At 41.5% G+C, this 17,007-nt stretch carries 14 protein-coding genes; 10 read left to right on the plus strand and 4 right to left on the minus strand.

Annotated elements, in window-relative coordinates:
* Window positions 1–3 precede the first annotated feature (3 nt).
* From ACMXYX_RS05785 to ACMXYX_RS05815, 7 genes are all read left to right on the plus strand, one after another.
* Window positions 4–951, plus strand: a complete 948-nt coding sequence (locus ACMXYX_RS05785) for a M23 family metallopeptidase (protein WP_415881694.1) — start codon at window positions 4–6, stop codon at window positions 949–951.
* Complete coding sequence (locus ACMXYX_RS05790; protein WP_415881693.1) at window positions 894–1,343, plus strand: bactofilin family protein; 450 nt, start codon at window positions 894–896, stop codon at window positions 1,341–1,343. Before ACMXYX_RS05785 ends, ACMXYX_RS05790 begins: the two co-directional genes overlap by 58 nt.
* A 40-nt stretch (window positions 1,344–1,383) precedes the next feature.
* A complete protein-coding gene (locus tag ACMXYX_RS05795; protein ID WP_415881692.1) occupies window positions 1,384–2,151 on the plus strand; it encodes a class II glutamine amidotransferase in 768 nt (255 codons plus the stop codon).
* Window positions 2,152–2,186: 35 nt separating this feature from the next.
* On the plus strand, window positions 2,187–3,860 hold the full coding sequence (locus ACMXYX_RS05800; RefSeq protein WP_415906628.1) for an AMP-binding protein: 1,674 nt from the start codon (window positions 2,187–2,189) through the stop codon (window positions 3,858–3,860).
* A 50-nt stretch (window positions 3,861–3,910) separates the two neighbouring features.
* Entirely contained in the window at window positions 3,911–5,374 is a 1,464-nt protein-coding gene (locus tag ACMXYX_RS05805; protein WP_415906629.1) for an NAD-dependent succinate-semialdehyde dehydrogenase, read from the plus strand.
* A gap of 63 nt (window positions 5,375–5,437) precedes the next feature.
* A complete protein-coding gene (locus ACMXYX_RS05810; RefSeq protein WP_415897890.1) occupies window positions 5,438–5,860 on the plus strand; it encodes a hypothetical protein in 423 nt (140 codons plus the stop codon).
* A 4-nt stretch (window positions 5,861–5,864) separates the two neighbouring features.
* Window positions 5,865–6,575: a 16S rRNA pseudouridine(516) synthase gene (locus ACMXYX_RS05815; RefSeq protein WP_415897891.1), complete on the plus strand. Its 711-nt coding sequence runs from the start codon at window positions 5,865–5,867 to the stop codon at window positions 6,573–6,575.
* Between the two features lie 33 nt (window positions 6,576–6,608).
* On the opposite strand, the gene hpaR is transcribed toward ACMXYX_RS05815, so the two are convergent.
* From hpaR to ACMXYX_RS05835, 4 genes are all read right to left on the minus strand, one after another.
* Window positions 6,609–7,031 (minus strand): homoprotocatechuate degradation operon regulator HpaR, encoded by a 423-nt coding sequence (hpaR, locus tag ACMXYX_RS05820; protein WP_415881687.1) that lies wholly within the window; start codon window positions 7,029–7,031, stop codon window positions 6,609–6,611.
* A gap of 205 nt (window positions 7,032–7,236) precedes the next feature.
* Window positions 7,237–8,847, minus strand: a complete 1,611-nt coding sequence (locus ACMXYX_RS05825) for a diguanylate cyclase domain-containing protein (RefSeq protein WP_415906630.1) — start codon at window positions 8,845–8,847, stop codon at window positions 7,237–7,239.
* Window positions 8,837–9,256, minus strand: coding sequence for a hypothetical protein (locus ACMXYX_RS05830; RefSeq protein WP_415906631.1), 420 nt, complete (start codon window positions 9,254–9,256; stop codon window positions 8,837–8,839). Before ACMXYX_RS05830 ends, ACMXYX_RS05825 begins: the two co-directional genes overlap by 11 nt.
* A 9-nt stretch (window positions 9,257–9,265) precedes the next feature.
* A complete protein-coding gene (locus ACMXYX_RS05835; protein ID WP_415897894.1) occupies window positions 9,266–10,513 on the minus strand; it encodes a hypothetical protein in 1,248 nt (415 codons plus the stop codon).
* Window positions 10,514–10,714: 201 nt separating this feature from the next.
* Here ACMXYX_RS05835 and hrpA point away from each other — a divergent pair, with 201 nt between their 5' ends.
* From hrpA to ACMXYX_RS05850, 3 genes are all read left to right on the plus strand, one after another.
* Entirely contained in the window at window positions 10,715–14,641 is a 3,927-nt protein-coding gene (gene hrpA, locus ACMXYX_RS05840) for an ATP-dependent RNA helicase HrpA (RefSeq protein ID WP_415906632.1), read from the plus strand.
* Window positions 14,642–15,013: 372 nt separating this feature from the next.
* Window positions 15,014–16,024 (plus strand): porin, encoded by a 1,011-nt coding sequence (locus ACMXYX_RS05845; protein WP_415906633.1) that lies wholly within the window; start codon window positions 15,014–15,016, stop codon window positions 16,022–16,024.
* Between the two features lie 172 nt (window positions 16,025–16,196).
* Window positions 16,197–16,898, plus strand: a complete 702-nt coding sequence (locus ACMXYX_RS05850; protein ID WP_415897897.1) for a VacJ family lipoprotein — start codon at window positions 16,197–16,199, stop codon at window positions 16,896–16,898.
* Window positions 16,899–17,007: the final 109 nt, after the last annotated feature.

Here is a 17,007-nt window from a genome sequence, read left to right on the forward strand (position 1 = left end):
ATCTTGAGAAATAAACTGGTTATAACCCTGACTACTGTCTATGGTTCTCGCCAATATACGTTTAACCAAGTAGCAAAGTACCTTTTGTTGGCATTTCTGATTTTGTCAGCTATTAGCTTTTTTGTTTCAAATGCTCTGCTGGTGGTTAAAACTGATTACCTGTCTGATCTGGAAGAGGATCATCAGGAACTTAGCGAAAACTATGAACTGATGGTAGGGTCGCAGCAACTTTATATAGAAGAATTAAAAGAGCTCAGTTTATCGCTAAGCTCTTTGAAAGATGAGCGTGATAAGTTAGAAGAGGAGAATATTCGTATTGGAGAGTTGAACTCCTCGTTGGATAACTCTTTGTATGGGCTGGAAAACCTATTAGGTTTGGACACAGCTGAAAAAATTGACCCTTTTCGAGCTGAGCAGCTGACTATCGAAGCTAACAAACGTTTATTCTTTTTACATAGTATTCCAAATGGTGTGCCAATTCAGGCGATCCGAGTCACGGATAAATTCGGATCACGCTTTCATCCGGTACGAAAAAGACGGGTGATGCACAATGGCATAGATTTTAAAGCGAACAAAGGCACGCCAGTATATGCAACTGCAGACGGTATCGTTGAATTTGCAGCTTATAACAAATCTTTTGGTAAGTTGATTAAAGTTCAACATAACTTTGGATTTAAAACGTACTTTGCGCATCTGGACGCAATAAAAGTAAAAACTGGAGAATTTGTCAGTAAGGGACAGCTGATAGGATTAAGTGGTAATACGGGTATGTCTACTGGGCCACATCTACATTATGAGATTCGCCACATGTATACAGCAATAGACCCCGAACCTTTCCTCTCCTGGGACATAACAAATTTTGACTCTTTGTTTACAAAGGTTAAGGGAGTTAAATGGGCATCCTTAAAAGAAATGTATCCGCTAAACCAGCACAGTCAGCCATTACAATAATTGCTGAAGGCAATAAGTTCTGCGGAGATATGAGCATCGTTGGGAAAATGCACATCGATGGCATGTTCGAAGGCAATGTGAGTTCTCTAGATAACATCTCTATTGGTAAATCTGGTCATGTTCGTGGGCTAATCAAAGCGCGCGGTGTAGACGTGTGTGGTCTACTTGAAGGTGAAGTTATTTGTGATGAGCTTCATATAGATTCAGGTGGACAAGTTAGAGCTACAGTCGAAAGCAAACAGATGTCTATTCATCCAGATGGTTGTTTTGTCGGCGAGCGTCGAATGAAAGAAACCTCTGCGCTGATGGATGAAAGCAGTAAGATTGAATCGGGCTCTGATGCTATTGATTCCCTACCAGATAAAATTGTTCTGGAAGATAAATCTGAATAAGTCGGTCTGACCTCGTTGTCGTTGATTAAGGATTGTAGCGATGTGTGAATTGTTGGGTATGAGTGCCAATGTACCTACTGATATCTGCTTTTCCTTTGCCGGGCTGATGCAGCGTGGTGGGGGGACGGGGCCTCACAAAGATGGTTGGGGAATTGCTTTCTATGAGGGTAAAGGTGCGCGTTGCTTCCATGATCCCAACCCGAGTGTCGATTCTAAAATTGCTAGCCTAGTCAAAGAACACCCGATTAAAAGTCATGTGGTTATCAGTCACATTCGGCAAGCAAATGTAGGCAATATTTGCCTTGAAAATACTCATCCATTTCAAAGGGAACTTTGGGGCTTTACATGGACATTTGCGCACAATGGCCAGCTGGATAAAGCTCTGTTTGATAAGCCTCTTTCTTTTTATCACCCAGTGGGTACGACAGATAGTGAATATGCATTCTGTTGGTTATTGGGTGAAATCAGAAAAGCATTTCCTCAACGCCCTGAGTGTTTTGAAGAACTTTCTAAATTCATCAAGCAGCGTTGTGACCAGTTAAGAGAGTTAGGTGTATTCAATATGCTCCTAACAGAATCTACCCATCTATTTGCGTTCTGTGGCAGTAAATTGTCCTGGTTGACTCGTAAAGCACCTTTTGGCGAAGCGAGTCTTACAGATTGTGAAATGAAGGTGGACTTTGTTAAAGAAACGACACCTAAAGATATCGTCACGGTAATTGCGACAGTACCGTTAACGGATAATGAGGATTGGATTGCACTACAACCTGGAGAGTTGGTGACCTTTGTTGAAGGGCTGCCTCAATAGCGGATAGTTTGGCCTGAGTATAAGGAGCTTTTCAGGTGAGTGTGAAAAGAGATTCTCTCGAGCAATTGCAGCAGGATATCAGAAACGTCGGGAGTGTCACGGAGCTTCTAGATCGAGCTTGCAATAATTTCGCCTATAAAGATGCTTTCACCCATATGGGGGCAACTTTGACTTATGCTGAGCTAGATAATCTTGCTGATAAATTAGCAGCTTACCTACAAAACTGTACCTCTCTTCAACCTGGTGATCGGATTGGGATTCAGCTACCGAATACCTTGCAGTACCCAATCGCAGTGTTGGCTGCTCTAAGAGCAGGCTTAGTTATCGTAAACACTAATCCCCTTTATACCTCGGCTGAAACGTTACACCAATTCAATGATGCTGGTGTTAAAGGTGTCATTATTCTTGCTAATAGTGCCCACTTATTAGAAGAGGTTTTACCCCAATCAAATATTCATACGGTTATAGTCACAGAACTTGGTGATATCCATCCTTTGATACGTCGTTTAATGATCAATTATTCGGCGAAATATTTGCGTAAAATTGTTCCTAGATATCGATTAAAAGATGCGGTTGGTTTTCGAGAAGCGCTAACTAAAGGCGGACATTACACTTTAGAAACAGTGCAGCGAGATTCAGAGCAGCCTGTATTGATTCAATACACAGTGGGCACTACTGGGACGCCGAAAGGTGCCGTATTAAGTCATAGGAATTTGATTGCAAATGTGTTGCAGTTGAAACATCGCTTACCAGATACATTGAGAGCGGGTGAAGAGATTGCGATCGCACCTTTGCCGCTGTACCACATCTATGGTTTTCTACTTAACTGTTTGGTAATGCCAGTTTTGGGTGCCCAAGTGGTGTTAATTACGAATCCTCGTGATATTCAAGGGTTAGTTAATGAGCTAGGTCGATGGGATTTCACCGTATTCTCAGGCATAAATACTCTGTTTGTTTCACTTTGTCGTAATAGCTTGTTCAACCAACTGGATATGACCCGGCTAAAGTTGACACTTTCTGGAGGAATGGCGCTAACGCGCTCTGTAAGCGATGAGTGGGAAAGTGTAACAGGCTGCCAGATTATTCAGGGGTATGGTCTTACGGAGGCTTCTCCTGTTGTAGCCATTGAAGAGCCGCACAACTCTCGATATGGATCTGTAGGTAGGCCTTTACCGCTGACTGAGGTGCGTATCGTTGGGGAGCAAGGGGAAGATCTCTGCTCTGGCGAAACGGGAGAGCTCTATGTGCGTGGCCCTCAAGTGATGTCTGGGTACTGGCGAGATAACTCATTGATACCGGATTCAGAAGGTTGGTTGGCGACAGGTGATATTGCTCGAGTACTGGATGATGGCACCTTACGTATTGTTGATCGTAAGAAAGACATTATTAATATCTCTGGTTTTCCGGTCTATCCTAATGAGTTAGAAAACACTATTTCTAGCCATCCTGATGTTGTTGAATGTGCTGTTGTTGGTTTGCCCGATGAAATATGCGGTGAAGTCATTAAATTATTTGTGGTCACATCCAATCGACGTTTGTCTGTTAAACAAGTGCGAGAATATTGCCGCGAACGCTTAACCTCTTATAAAGTGCCTCGTTTAGTTGAATTCAGAACGCATCTTCCAAAGTCCAATGTGGGTAAGGTGTTAAGACGTTCGTTATTAGAAGAAGAAATAAATCGCCTGCAAAAAATACGTAAAAGAATTTAGCCAAGTTCGTAGGCTATGCCCGTTTTTGTTGGCACAAATGAAGGTGAAGTATGGGACTTAGTTTGAGCAATTCAGGTTTGATACAAACCAAAGCTTTTATCAACGGTGAATGGGTAGCAAGCAATAGTGGAGCTGAATTCCCAATTTTTAACCCTGCTAATGGCGAAACCATTGCGCAAGTTACAAATGTTGGAGAGCTGGAAGCGAAGGATGCAATCGAGGCTGCTCAAGCATCGATGCAAGAGTGGAAAGTAAAGTCGCCTGCTGAACGTTCCAATGTGTTGCAACGCTGGCATGATCTTATTATTGATAATGCAGATGAACTCGCCTCAATATTAACGCTTGAACAAGGTAAACCACTTGCCGAAGCTAAGGGTGAGATACTTTATGGCGCTTCTTATCTGAAATGGTTTGCTGAAGAAGCTAAACGTATTTACGGTGATATTTTACCTTCCGCTCAAGATCGACGTAGTCTTGTTATTAAGCAACCAGTAGGTGTGGTTGCAGCAATAACACCATGGAATTTTCCTAATGCGATGATTACGCGTAAGGTCGCACCAGCGCTAGCCGCTGGTTGCTCTATTGTGCTCAAACCAGCACCAGAAACTCCTTTATCCGCATTGGCCTTAGCTGAGCTGGCCGATCGAGCAGGTGTTCCTGCTGGAGTATTTAATGTCTTGCCATGCCTAAATGCAGAAGAAGTTGGTAAGGTGTTTACAGATAGTACAATCGTGAAAAAACTTACCTTTACTGGATCCACACCCGTAGGAAAGCTCTTACTACGACAGTGCGCAGATACGGTTAAACGTACATCAATGGAGCTGGGTGGTAATGCGCCCGTAGTTGTCTTTGATGATGCTGATATTGACCTAGCGGTTGCTGGAGCAATTGCATCAAAATTCAGAAACTCGGGGCAGACCTGTATTTGTGCAAATCGTTTGTTGGTACAAGAAGGGATATATGATCGCTTCTTAGCTAAATTTATTGATGCCATCAAAGTGTTTCGTTTAGGGGATGGGTTTGATAAAGATACAACGCTAGGTCCAGTGATCACCGATAAAGCGTTGGCGGGAATTGATACTGTGGTGAAAGATGCCCTTGATCAGGGGGCTAGGTTAGTGACAGGTGGAAAATCTTCAGATCTTGATGGTTGGTTTTATGAACCTACAGTCTTAGCTGATGTAAAGCCTGATATGGATATCTTTAATAAAGAGATTTTTGGCCCAGTAGCTCCCGTAATTAAATTTAAAACGGATGCAGATGCTATTGCCATGGCTAATGACACTTCGTTTGGTCTGGCTTCATATATCTATACACAAGATATCTCGCGCATTTGGCAGGTTTCTGAAGCGCTAGAATACGGAATGGTTGGGGTTAATGAGACCGCTATTAGTTCTGAATTAATTCCTTTTGGGGGAGTGAAAGAATCAGGTCATGGTAGAGAGGGGTCTAAATATGGGTTGGATGATTATTTAGAAACAAAATATATCTGTATGGGCGGTTTAAACGCTTAGATTTTGTTTGTCCTAATTACATGATAATAAGCTTGAATTATTGGCGTCTTAGTAGAGGTCCCAGTGGATAAAAGAGATTGTAAGATTAATTACAAGTGCCCTAAAGCTTGGGATGATTTGGATAAAACTGAGGACCCATTTGTAAGGCATTGTGATCAGTGCGAAAAAGATGTCCATTTTTGTGCGGATGTAGAGTCTTTAAAAGAAGCAACGATTGAAGATTTATGCGTTGCTGTGCCCACCGATGACTTTGAAGACGGCGTTATGATGGGGGATATTGATTGGTCTGGCTGTGAAGGAGACCCTATCCCACCACTACAGCCAGAGAAAAACATTGAGGATGCTGATCTATTAGATAACTGGATTAGTGATAATAAACCTCGACGACCTGAGGTTCCTGAGTTGAAATCTGAAAACACCGATATTGATTCATGGCTGAATGGCGAACCTGAAGATCCGTTATCGACGGATGAAATAGCTAAGTAATTTTATGGCCGTCAATAAATCCCGCTTAGATCGTTTTCTTGCCTCCAGAACATCATATAAACGTGGGGATGTGAGATTACTTATTGCTCAACAAAAGATTATGGTTGATGGCTTTCCTGCTTTGGCTGCGAATCAAGTCATTGACCGTTTTTCTATAATTGAGTGTGATGGGGAAGTGCTACAAGATAATCGCCCAATTTATCTGATGATGAATAAGCCTGTTGGTTATGTTAGCGCGACCAAAGATTCGATCCACCCTACAGTAATTGATCTACTTACAGAGCCTTATGGTGATATGCATATTGCAGGTCGATTAGACCTCAATTCAACAGGGCTTTTATTGATAACCAATGATGGTGAATGGTCGAGTAAAATAGCTTCTCCGGATAGAAAGGTGCCGAAACGTTATAAAGTCGATCTCGCTAAGCCTTTATCTGAAGAGTATGTTCCTGCCTTTAAAGCGGGGATGTATTTTCCCTATGAAGACATAACTACAAAGCCGGCCGATATAGAGATTATTGATACTCATAGTGCTCTAGTTACTCTGCAAGAAGGTCGTTACCATCAAATAAAAAGAATGTTCGGACGGTTTAGAAATCCGGTTGTGGGCTTAAAAAGGCTTTCTATTGGCGATCTGGATTTAGATGTATCCCTATCGCCAGGAGAAAGTAGGGAGTTAGTTGAGGAAGAGGTAGCGCTCTTTACAAGTTCTTAGGAGGGAACTTGTAAAGGCGATAGCTCAGAATAGCTATGGCTCTATCGCTTCAATTTCTGCTAAAAGAGTCATTAACTGTTTTAGCTTATCTTGATCGTATCTATTCGAGAAAGCTTTATAGCGCTCTTCAATGGCTGGGGTAAGGTGTTTAATTAAATCGACAGACTGCGCAGTCAAGCTTATCAAAATCCGACGTTTGTCTTCTTCCGATTTTCTGCGTTGAATATAGCCCTGTTGCTCTAGACGTTTAAGGATGCCAGTTAAACTCGGGCTTAGAATACAACAATGTTCTGCAAGTGCTTTTGATTCTAACTCTTGGTGAGCTTTGATGGTTTGTAGTACTCGCCATTGCTGCTCTGTTAGAGAGTTCTCTTGTAATAAGGGTCTTACAAAAGACAGTGTAGCTTCTCGAGCTTTCAGCAATTGTAGGGGTAGAGAATCTTCTAATGTACGCATGTGAATGATCTTTCAAAAATATTGTGCGCATTGTCGGGATTCGGGAACTAATGTGCAAGGCTTAACCGTATAAATCCTCCTAATGTATAAGGTTTTTTGCTTCTGTGTTGCATAATGGGGCAGAGAATTTAAAGTGGCTCAGACTTTAAAGGTATTTAACGTATTAATTTTCTCTGCTTGCTGGTTGAAAGGTGTAAAAGGTGGGTTATCCCGTATTTTCCATAACCATGGTTTCATCATAGATTAGATAGTTGTTTTTACCCTGCTTTTTAATCTGATACATGGTGATGTCAGCGGCTTTGATTAATGCGTTCAGGTCATTCCCGTGGCGAGGCGCTAATGCAATACCAATACTTGCCCCTACGTGAGCTGTCTTGTTCAAACCTACTTCAATCTCTTTTTCTAATAATGCTAATATTTTTTTCGCTACGGCTGATGCTTCCACTTCTAAATTGTCAGCGTCTCCCGCTAGAAAAATCAAAAATTCATCACCACCCCAGCGTGAAAGAAGGTCGGATCTGCGTAAAGCCGAATTAAATCTGTTGGAGACTTCTTTGAGAACGTGGTCACCTGCATCATGGCCGTAGGTATCGTTGATAGGCTTAAAGTGATCAAGGTCGATCAGCATAATCGCGTGGTGGCTATTCGGTTTTTCTATCAATGATTCTTTTATGAGGCGTTTACAGCCACGGCGATTCAGCAGGCCTGTTAAAGTATCGACCTCTGATTCGTATCTTGCTTTAAGCTCTCGATGTACTCGCTCAGATATATCGTAGATGACAAGTTCTAAAAGAACTTCGCCACGTTCATCCAGGACTTGTGAAAGTATGCAGTGTAAGTGCCGATCTGCTTCATCCTCATGTTTAAGACTCAGGTCCAGAGAAACAGGGTTTGTAGAAGTTAGGGCTTTCTGAATAGCTTTTGCTAACTGTTGCCTTTCTTCAAATAATTCAATTAATTTTTGAGTTTGGTTTTCAGAAAAATACTTACATGCCTTTTCGCCGACGATATTAGCGAAAGCAGGGTTGTTCATAAGTAGCTGGCCATCCATATTGACTAGTGCTATCCCTACCCGGGCATTATCAAATAGAAGGCGGAATTTTTTCTCTAGTTTTTGAACCTCGTCAAAGAGTTGATTCTTTTGTTGAATGGTTTTCTGCATCGCACGCAGTAGGTTGTTACTATCGTTTACGAGTAAACCAATTTCGTCCTGTTCATGACCTTTAGGTGTAATAATTCGTTGGCTTGTACCTGGTTTTATAACGTGTAATTGTTGAGCGATCTTTTTGAGAGGGGCCGCCAAAAGTCGATTCACCAAAATAATTACAAGAAAAACAACAAAAATTGAATTAACGCCAAATATGATGATATGCGACAGGGCGCGATTTTTGGCCGTTGCTTCAATCAGACCCTGATTAGGGATTAGGGTTAATTTTCCGATTGGAAGCTCGGGTGTAAATGGATCGTTTAGTTTTAGAACGACTAACCGAGCCTTCGAGCCTATCGAAATATCGCCAGCGGTTAGCAGCATGCCAATATCGCTATTTAGGATAACGCCAGAAACGTTGTCATTGATGATTAGACCATTGGTTATTTCGGTGCCAAGCTCTTCATTTTCGAGGTACACAGCCACTTTAGCGCTTTGTTCTACCGTTTTGACAAGCTGCTGTAAATTTTTGTGGATTTCGTCGAGTTCTTCTTTGTAAGAGAGTTGAAACAGTACTACGGCTGATATCAATAGAAAGAAACAGGCAAATAGAGCTATCGAAATGCCTGTTCTTATCGAGAGTTTTGCATTGAGTGCTTTACTCAACATGCGCTATGACCCTAACCGAATCCACCAATTCTGATTTTCTAATATAACCAATAGCTGTAGTGTCTTTCATGATAGTGTCGATTACTTCTTGAGACGACTGTACTGCTTGGGGAGGCGTTGCTCTACCTGCAAAGATGAGTCTAGCCCAATATGCATTTATTTGTGACAGTGACTTCCCTGTAAGACCTTTGTAAAACTTCGCTCTTTGATCCGAGTCGCTTGGTAAATCTAGCGTCGAGGCTTTGTTTCCGTTGGGAAAGTGCTGTACGCGGCCCATATATAGATCAATTACTTGTTTTCGACTGAGCTGTTCAACTTCACTATCAGGGTGACAAATAACGATCATATCTGCTGAAGCTTGTAGTGAAACAATCAACGTGGACAAGAGGATAATTAAATACTTCATCATTTTCCCCCCTTAGAATAAAAAGTTTACGTTGATTGAAAATGTGTCTACGGTTTCATCCGTTACCAGCGATGAATCCTTAGCCCATAAGCCCGCTCCATGCGGTTTTACCCATGTTCTGTCCCATTGAAATTTTATAGCGGTGTTGTGATAAATATCCCAACGAACACCTAAGCCGAGGGATTTTTGATCAACACCCGTTTGGTTGTACTGATCTTGAACAATGGTTCTTAAACCCGCGAGTTGTGCTTGAGCTAAAGGAGGTAAAAAGTCAGGAACAGCTGCTACTTGATTTATATCATCGGTATTTTCGATGATAGAGCCTATTCCATACAAAGTGTAATCACCAACTCTTCTTCCTAAGCTAATGTAGCCACTGTGAGAAGAGGTGAAGATATTATCTTTTGTTTTAACTTGGTTTATCTCAGTTTGAACAATCCACTGGTTATTGTCGTAAGTTAGACCAAGGGTATAGTAATCGAATTTTTTCCCTTCTAAATTTAGGTCATTAGCAGCGGATGCTGCATCAGGCCATAAAGGAGCACTGCTATTCAGTGCATCAATGAGAGGCTCATAAAAATCTACGCGATCACTTAATTCTATATGGGCATAACCCAGTCTTAATTTCCAATAGTCACTTTCCCATAACAGGCTAGTGGCAATGGCAGGGGAAACCTTAAGGGTTACGTCATCATAGACGAAATCGTTTTGTGTGGTGCCTACAGTTAATCGGGCTTGGAAGAAAGATTCTTCTAATAGAGTAGAATAGGTTATATCCGCACCATCAATATAATCAAAAGCAAGAGGGCTGTAGAACTCAATAGGCGGCCTAGCCCATAGATAGGCATAGCCAACATTTCGATATTCCGACAGCATGAATACATCAACCCCAAGTCGACCGATACGGTAACTAAATGGATTGTCAGGGCTCGGGTGGTATCTTAGATAGGCCCATTCGATACTATTTTCTAAGCTTTGATCAATTCTATTTTTATAGACAAGTTGAGCAGATGCGCTCCACTGGTCGTTTAAAATGGTATCGACTTGGACACCTAACGTTGTGTCTGATTTAAATGACCAAGCGTTTGAATCTTCAGCTGTGCGCGCAAGATTTCTTCTGAAGGTAAGCTCATCTCCAGAATTACTCTTGACTAAGCCTATTGTGGAAAAGCCCCTTACAGTTGTTTTGTCCGCGTGCAGTAATGCGGATTGAAACAGTAAAAGTAAGGAAGCAAAAATATAATAGATTTGTTTCATCATTGAATAACCTTGTCACAACACAGAGTCCAAGCCTTTCAGGCATTATAGAAGGGTTTATTAGAAAATGCTGCTCAATTAGTTGTAGTATTTTTAATAAGTTAGCTGATTTCTGAGCCAGAGCAATATACCGCGGGAAAGATGTCCTAAGGTACTATCTGTTATAGAATTGCGCCTTTAAAGAATATAAAGCAGGCGTAGCACTTGAATCAGAGTAAAAATCAGCTTAGAGCTTTATTAGATGGTTGTAGGATTGTAGATCGTTTCCGTTTAAAACGCCGTCTAGATAAACTAAAACAAGATGACCTAAAATCGGCAAAAAAATTAGTCGATGATCTTGTGGCTTCATGTGAATGGGTTGAGAGCCGTAAAGAATTAAGTCTTGATATTTCTTACCCTGATCTACCTATTAGTAGTCGTCGTGAAGAGATCAGTAAAACGATCGAAGAAAATCAAGTGGTTGTGTTGGCTGGTGAAACTGGTTCAGGTAAAACGACGCAATTGCCTAAAATATGCTTAGACCTTGGATTGGGTTGTAAAGGATTAATTGGTCATACGCAGCCTCGCCGGTTAGCTGCAAGAACAGTGGCAAGTCGAATAGCTGAAGAGTTAAACACTCCCTTGGGTGAGCGGGTAGGTTATCAGGTACGGTTCCATGATCAAGTAGGTGAGAATACCCAGGTCAAATTGATGACGGATGGTATTTTGCTAGGTGAAACCCGTCATGATCGCTTTCTTGAGCAATATGAGGTTTTGATAATCGACGAGGCTCATGAGCGGAGTCTGAATATCGATTTCCTCCTTGGCTATATCAAACGAATCCTACCTAAACGCCCAGATTTAAAAGTAATTATTACCTCTGCGACAATCGATCTAGAGCGTTTTTCCAAGCATTTTAGTGATGCGCCTATTATCGAAGTGTCGGGGCGTACCTACCCTGTAGATGTGCATTATCGCCCTCTGCATGAATTCGAAGCTGAAGATGAGAAAGCTTTAGATCTTCAGCAAGGGGTTTTGGCTGCAGTAGAAGAGTTGCTGCAAATGGAGCGTAAGCAGGGTAAAGGGCCGCAGGGTGATGTTTTGATCTTTTTACCTGGTGAGCGTGAAATACGTGAAACAGCTGAAGTTCTGAGACGAGCAGAATTAAAGCATACAGAAGTCTTACCTCTCTATGCGCGATTGTCTCTTTCTGAACAGAATAGGGTATTCCAACGTTCGGGTAAGGCTGCCGCTACACGATTGATTTTATCTACTAACGTAGCTGAAACTTCTTTGACTGTTCCTGGTATTAAATATGTAGTGGATACGGGTTTAGCTAGAATTAGCCGATATAGTTATCGTTCTAAGGTTCAAAGGCTTCCTATAGAAGCTATCTCTCAAGCAAGTGCAAACCAGCGAGCGGGTCGTTGTGGACGTATTTCCGAAGGCACTTGTATCAGGCTTTATTCTGAAGAGGACTTTGACGCAAGGCCTGAGTTTACAGATGCAGAGATCCGTAGAACCAATCTCGCAGCAGTTATCCTTCAGATGCTATCTCTTAAGCTCGGAGATATTTCAGAGTTTCCTTTTGTTGATGCGCCTGATAATCGTTATATCAACGATGGTTTTAAACTGCTGCAAGAGCTGGGTGCTGTTGATGCAAAACGTAATATCACGCGCGTAGGTTGGCAGTTATCAAAACTACCTATCGATCCACGTTTAGGGCGGATGGTCATAGAGGCTGCAAGAAATAAATGCTTGCGTGAAGTTTTGATTATCGTGAGTGCATTGTGTATTCAAGATCCGCGAGAAAGGCCGCAAGAGAAACGCCAAGCCAGTGATGAAAAACATCGCTTGTATGCACATGAAGAATCTGACTTTTTATCGTTTGTGAACCTATGGGATCACTACGAAGAGCAGAGACAGGAGTTAAGTCAAAATCAGTTACGTAAATATTCTGCTAAGCAATTCCTTTCCTATATGCGAATGCGTGAATGGCGAGATACTCATCGTCAATTGCATTTGATTTGTAAGGAGCTCAAACAACAAGATGATAAGTTTGTTGAACGGGAGCAAGAGGCTTCTTACGAAGCCATTCATCGTTCTCTTTTAGCCGGGTTGTTGAGCCATATGGGCTTTAAGCAAGAGAATAAAGAATATCTAGGAGCACGTAACCGACGTTTTATCTTATTCCCAGGCTCAGTCGTATACAGAAAAGCACCGAAATGGATTATTGCGGCAGAGCTTGTTGAGACCAGTCAGTTATATGCTCGCTGTATCGCTCGCATTGATCCAGCTTGGGCAGAAAAGTTAGCGCCAAATTTGATTAAGCGTAATTATAGTGAACCCCATTGGGAGAAAAAACGAGCAGAGGTCGTTGCGACAGAACAAGTAACATTATATGGCTTAATTATCGTGCCTAAGCGCAAAGTGAGTTATGGGAAAATTGATCCGCCTATAGCTCATGAAATCTTTATCAGACAGGCGCTGGTGGAAGGGGAGTTTAATTCTCAAGCTGCGTTCATCAAAAAAAATAGGGCCTTATTGCGTGGTATTGAAAAATTAGAGGCGAAATCTCGAAGAAAGGATCTGCTTGTTGATGAAGAGCAGCTTTATGAGTTCTACCGACTACGCCTTCAATCACTCCAAGGTGAGCGTATCGTTAATGGTGCTGCTTTTGAAAAGTGGCGTAAGCAAGTAGAGCAAGAGACACCTGATGTGCTTCTGATGAAAGAAGAAGACATCTTACAGCGATCTGCTGAGCATGTGTCTGTGGTTGCATATCCTGACTTTTTTAGATGGGAATCAGCCAAATTAAAATTGTTTTATAACTTTTCTCCTGGAGCAAAAGATGATGGTGTAACACTTCAGGTCCCATTACCTTTGCTAAATGCTATTCCCCTAGAACAGATGGAGTGGTTGGTACCAGGAATGCTAGAAGAAAAGTGTGCTGCGATATTGAAGGGCTTGCCTAAACAGCTGCGAAAGCACTTTGTACCCGTGCCTAACTATGTCGAAGCATTTATAAGCGCAGTTGAATTTGGGGTGGGTAATTTATACGAAGTATTTGCTCTTCATCTACTTCGTATGACTGGAATCAGAATTCAAGAGTCAGATTTAAGGCAGAGTTTACTGCTTGATCATCTATCAATGAATATTCGGTTAGTAGATGAAAAAGGCAGGCTGCTTGGTGAATCTAGACGTTGGGAAGTTTTGAATGATCAATTCGCGTCGCAAATAAACGAAAGGCTAACAGAGAAATCTGACAGTGAATGGGGACGCGAAGGTATAATCGAATGGGATTTTGGGCCATTAGAAGAAAGTTGCAAGATCAGTAAATATGCCGGAGTTGAGGTTGAAGCATATCCTGCTTTGGAAGATAAAGGTGAATCAGTAACCTTATGCTTGAAATCTCATAAAGATGAGTCTGTTCAAATTAGTAGGATAGGGATTACGCGTTTGGCCCTTCTTTCAATGAAAGAGCAGGTTCGTAATCTTAAGAAGACGCTAAAAAAAGATCAAATAACTCAAAGTGTGTTATTAAGCGATGGCTTGTATACGCCTGCTCAGTTAGAACAAGAGATTATTTGGCAAGCTTGCACTTCGATTCTATTACCAGAACGTGGCGTTATTAGAGATCAAAAGGAATTTGAACAATCAGTAGTAAAGTGCAAAAGCGAAATTATACCAATAGGGGAAAAGCTGTTAGGGAGTATTCTCGAGCTTTGTCAGACCTATAATCGGATCCAAAAGCAGCTAAAAGGTAAAGTGCAGTTAAACGAGGTGCCGGTTTTAAACGATATTAAACACCAGTTATCACATTTGATATACAAGGGTTTTATAAAGCGGGAATCGATTCATGTGCTGAAACAATATCCAAGGTATTTGAAGGGTATTGAAATTCGGCTTGAGAAATTTAGGCGTAATCTAAGGCAAGAATGCCTACAGAGCGAGCAGCTGCAACAATGTTTTTCTCAGTACCAAAAGCGATATGAAAAGCATTGTTCTCAAGGAATCTATGATCAGGAGTTAGCCAACTATCGCTGGATGATAGAAGAGTTTCGAGTCTCTCTTTTTGCGCAGCAATTGGGTACCGTCGGTACGGTTTCTGAAAAACGACTTAAACAGCAGTGGGCTAAAGTGGTCAGTTGATGTAGATCAATAAATTTAGGGAGTAATACTTTTGTTGGGTGTTAACGGATAAATAAATGCCTAAACAAAGGTTGCAGAAGCCTTTTTGGTGTGTTGTAATGCCCGAAATTTATTTCAAAGACCTTGCTAAGGCCTTGTTAAATGGAGTTAATTCCCCGTTATAGGTACTAAAGCAGGAGAGAGATAGGGCAGAAGTTAAAGTTTTTTGTAGTTCTGCCGAGACAGATTTTAGAAGAAAAATGTGTTTCATTTATTTGAAATATATTTTTTTTATAGTATTTTCTTAGCGTAATAGCGTGTTAAATGCGTTATGCTAGAAAAATTAAAAAATTCACTACTAGTATGTTGAATATTATTGAAGGGGAAATGTTGATGAAAAAGTCACTGATTGCTCTGGCTGTTGCCGGTGCTATGACTGCACCAATGATCGCACAGGCTGACGCTACTCTATACGGTTCTTTCCGTATTGGTCTACAAAAAGTAGACAACGGCGACACTGGTGTTGATGATCAGTCTTCTCGTGTTGGTATCAAAGGTGATGTTGACCTAGGTCTTGACGGCACTAAAGGTATCTTCCACTGGGAAGCTCAAGCTAACAACGCTCAGGGTGTTGACCAAGATACAGCTCTTAAAACTCGTCTACAGTACATCGGTGCTCAAGGTGACTGGGGTAAGCTACTTATCGGTAAGCAATACCACCCACACTACCTACTGATCTCTGGCCCAACTAACATCTTTAACCCAGGTGATGGTGACTACGGTGAGCGTTTTAACCTAGGTAACTCTGCACTAGGTAAAGATGGTCACTTTATGAAGCGTACTGAAAGCACTATTGCTTACTACTCTCCTAAAATGAACGGTTTCCAGTTCATCGGTGGCGTAGTATTGGCTACAGATAACAATGACAGCAACGATGTTGTAGATGATACTGCTGATGCGGTTAACATCGCAGGTACTTACTCTGCTAACAACGTAACTGTTTCTGCGTCTTACGGTACTATCGAAACTGCAAACACTCCTAATGCAGAAATGCAAACTGATGTTTGGGGTCTTGCTGCACAGTACAAGCTAGACAACCTAGAGTTGATGGCTAAGTACGAAGATAAAGAAGAAGAAACTGGCTCTGCAGAAGTTTCTGACCAAGACGTTTGGGAACTAGCTGCTCGTTACACTATGGGTGCTACTTCTGTATACGCTCGTTACGCTGACTACAACAATGACACTACTGACCTTGACCTACAACAATGGGGTCTTGGTGTTCAGCAGAAACTAGGTAAGGGTCGTGTATTCGCTGAATACGTAGACAACGATTCTGACGATTTCAACTCTGACGGTGATCAGAGAGAAGATCGTGCGGTTCTAGGTTACCGTCTAGACTTCTAAGTCGACATTTCCTTACGGAAATATAGAAAAGGCTTCCCTCGGGAAGCCTTTTTTCGTTTATGAACAAAATATTACTAAGCATCTTACAATTAAGCCTTTTTCCTATTTTTCTTCTGCTTATTTCTCGGCTAGAATACCCTCCTATTTATTGGGTAAAGTGAAAGGATCCTGAATGAAAACCAAATTTCGCAGTTTGTTAGCGGCAGGTGCTGTTTCGTTGGCATTGACGCAGCCTGTTATGGCGGAAGAGGTCAATGTAGACCCTTGGGAAGGTTTTAACCGAACCATGTTTAGTTTCAATGATGGTCTAGATACTTATGCCCTAAAACCAGTAACAAAAGGTTATAAGGCGGTAATGCCTGACGTAGCTGAAACTGGTGTTAATAACTTTTTTGAAAACCTTGCAGATGTAGGTACATTCTTTAATAACCTACTTCAAGGTAAATTTGATAATGCGACTCAAGACTTTGCTCGAGTAGCATTTAATTCTACCTTTGGTTTAGCTGGTCTTATCGATGTTGCTACGCCGATGGGTATAGAAAAGCACGATGAAGACTTCGGTCAAACACTAGGTTATTGGGGTGTAAATAGTGGCCCTTACCTTGTAGTTCCTTTCTTCGGCCCAATGACAGTTCGTGATGGCGTAGGCAAATTTCCAGATACTCTAGTGGATCCTGTTTATCACCTAGATGATAACGGTGCGCGTAATGCTCTTTACGTAACTCGTGTTATTGATACGCGTGCACAGCTATTAGAAAGTGAAAAGTTGATCTCTGGTGATAAATATATCTTTATCCGTGATGCTTACTTGCAAAAACGTGCTTTCGATATTGCTGACGGTGATACTGAAAACTACGACGATAACAATTTCTAATATAGAAGTTTAATGTATAGATGAAAGCCTCAATTATTCAGATGTAATTGGGGCTTTTTTGTAAGTCGTGATATCTGTGACTAAAAATCTATTGCAAGTTAACTCATCT

The organism is Neptuniibacter sp. QD72_48 (assembly GCF_047778065.1).
GTDB lineage: Bacteria > Pseudomonadota > Gammaproteobacteria > Pseudomonadales > Balneatricaceae > Neptuniibacter.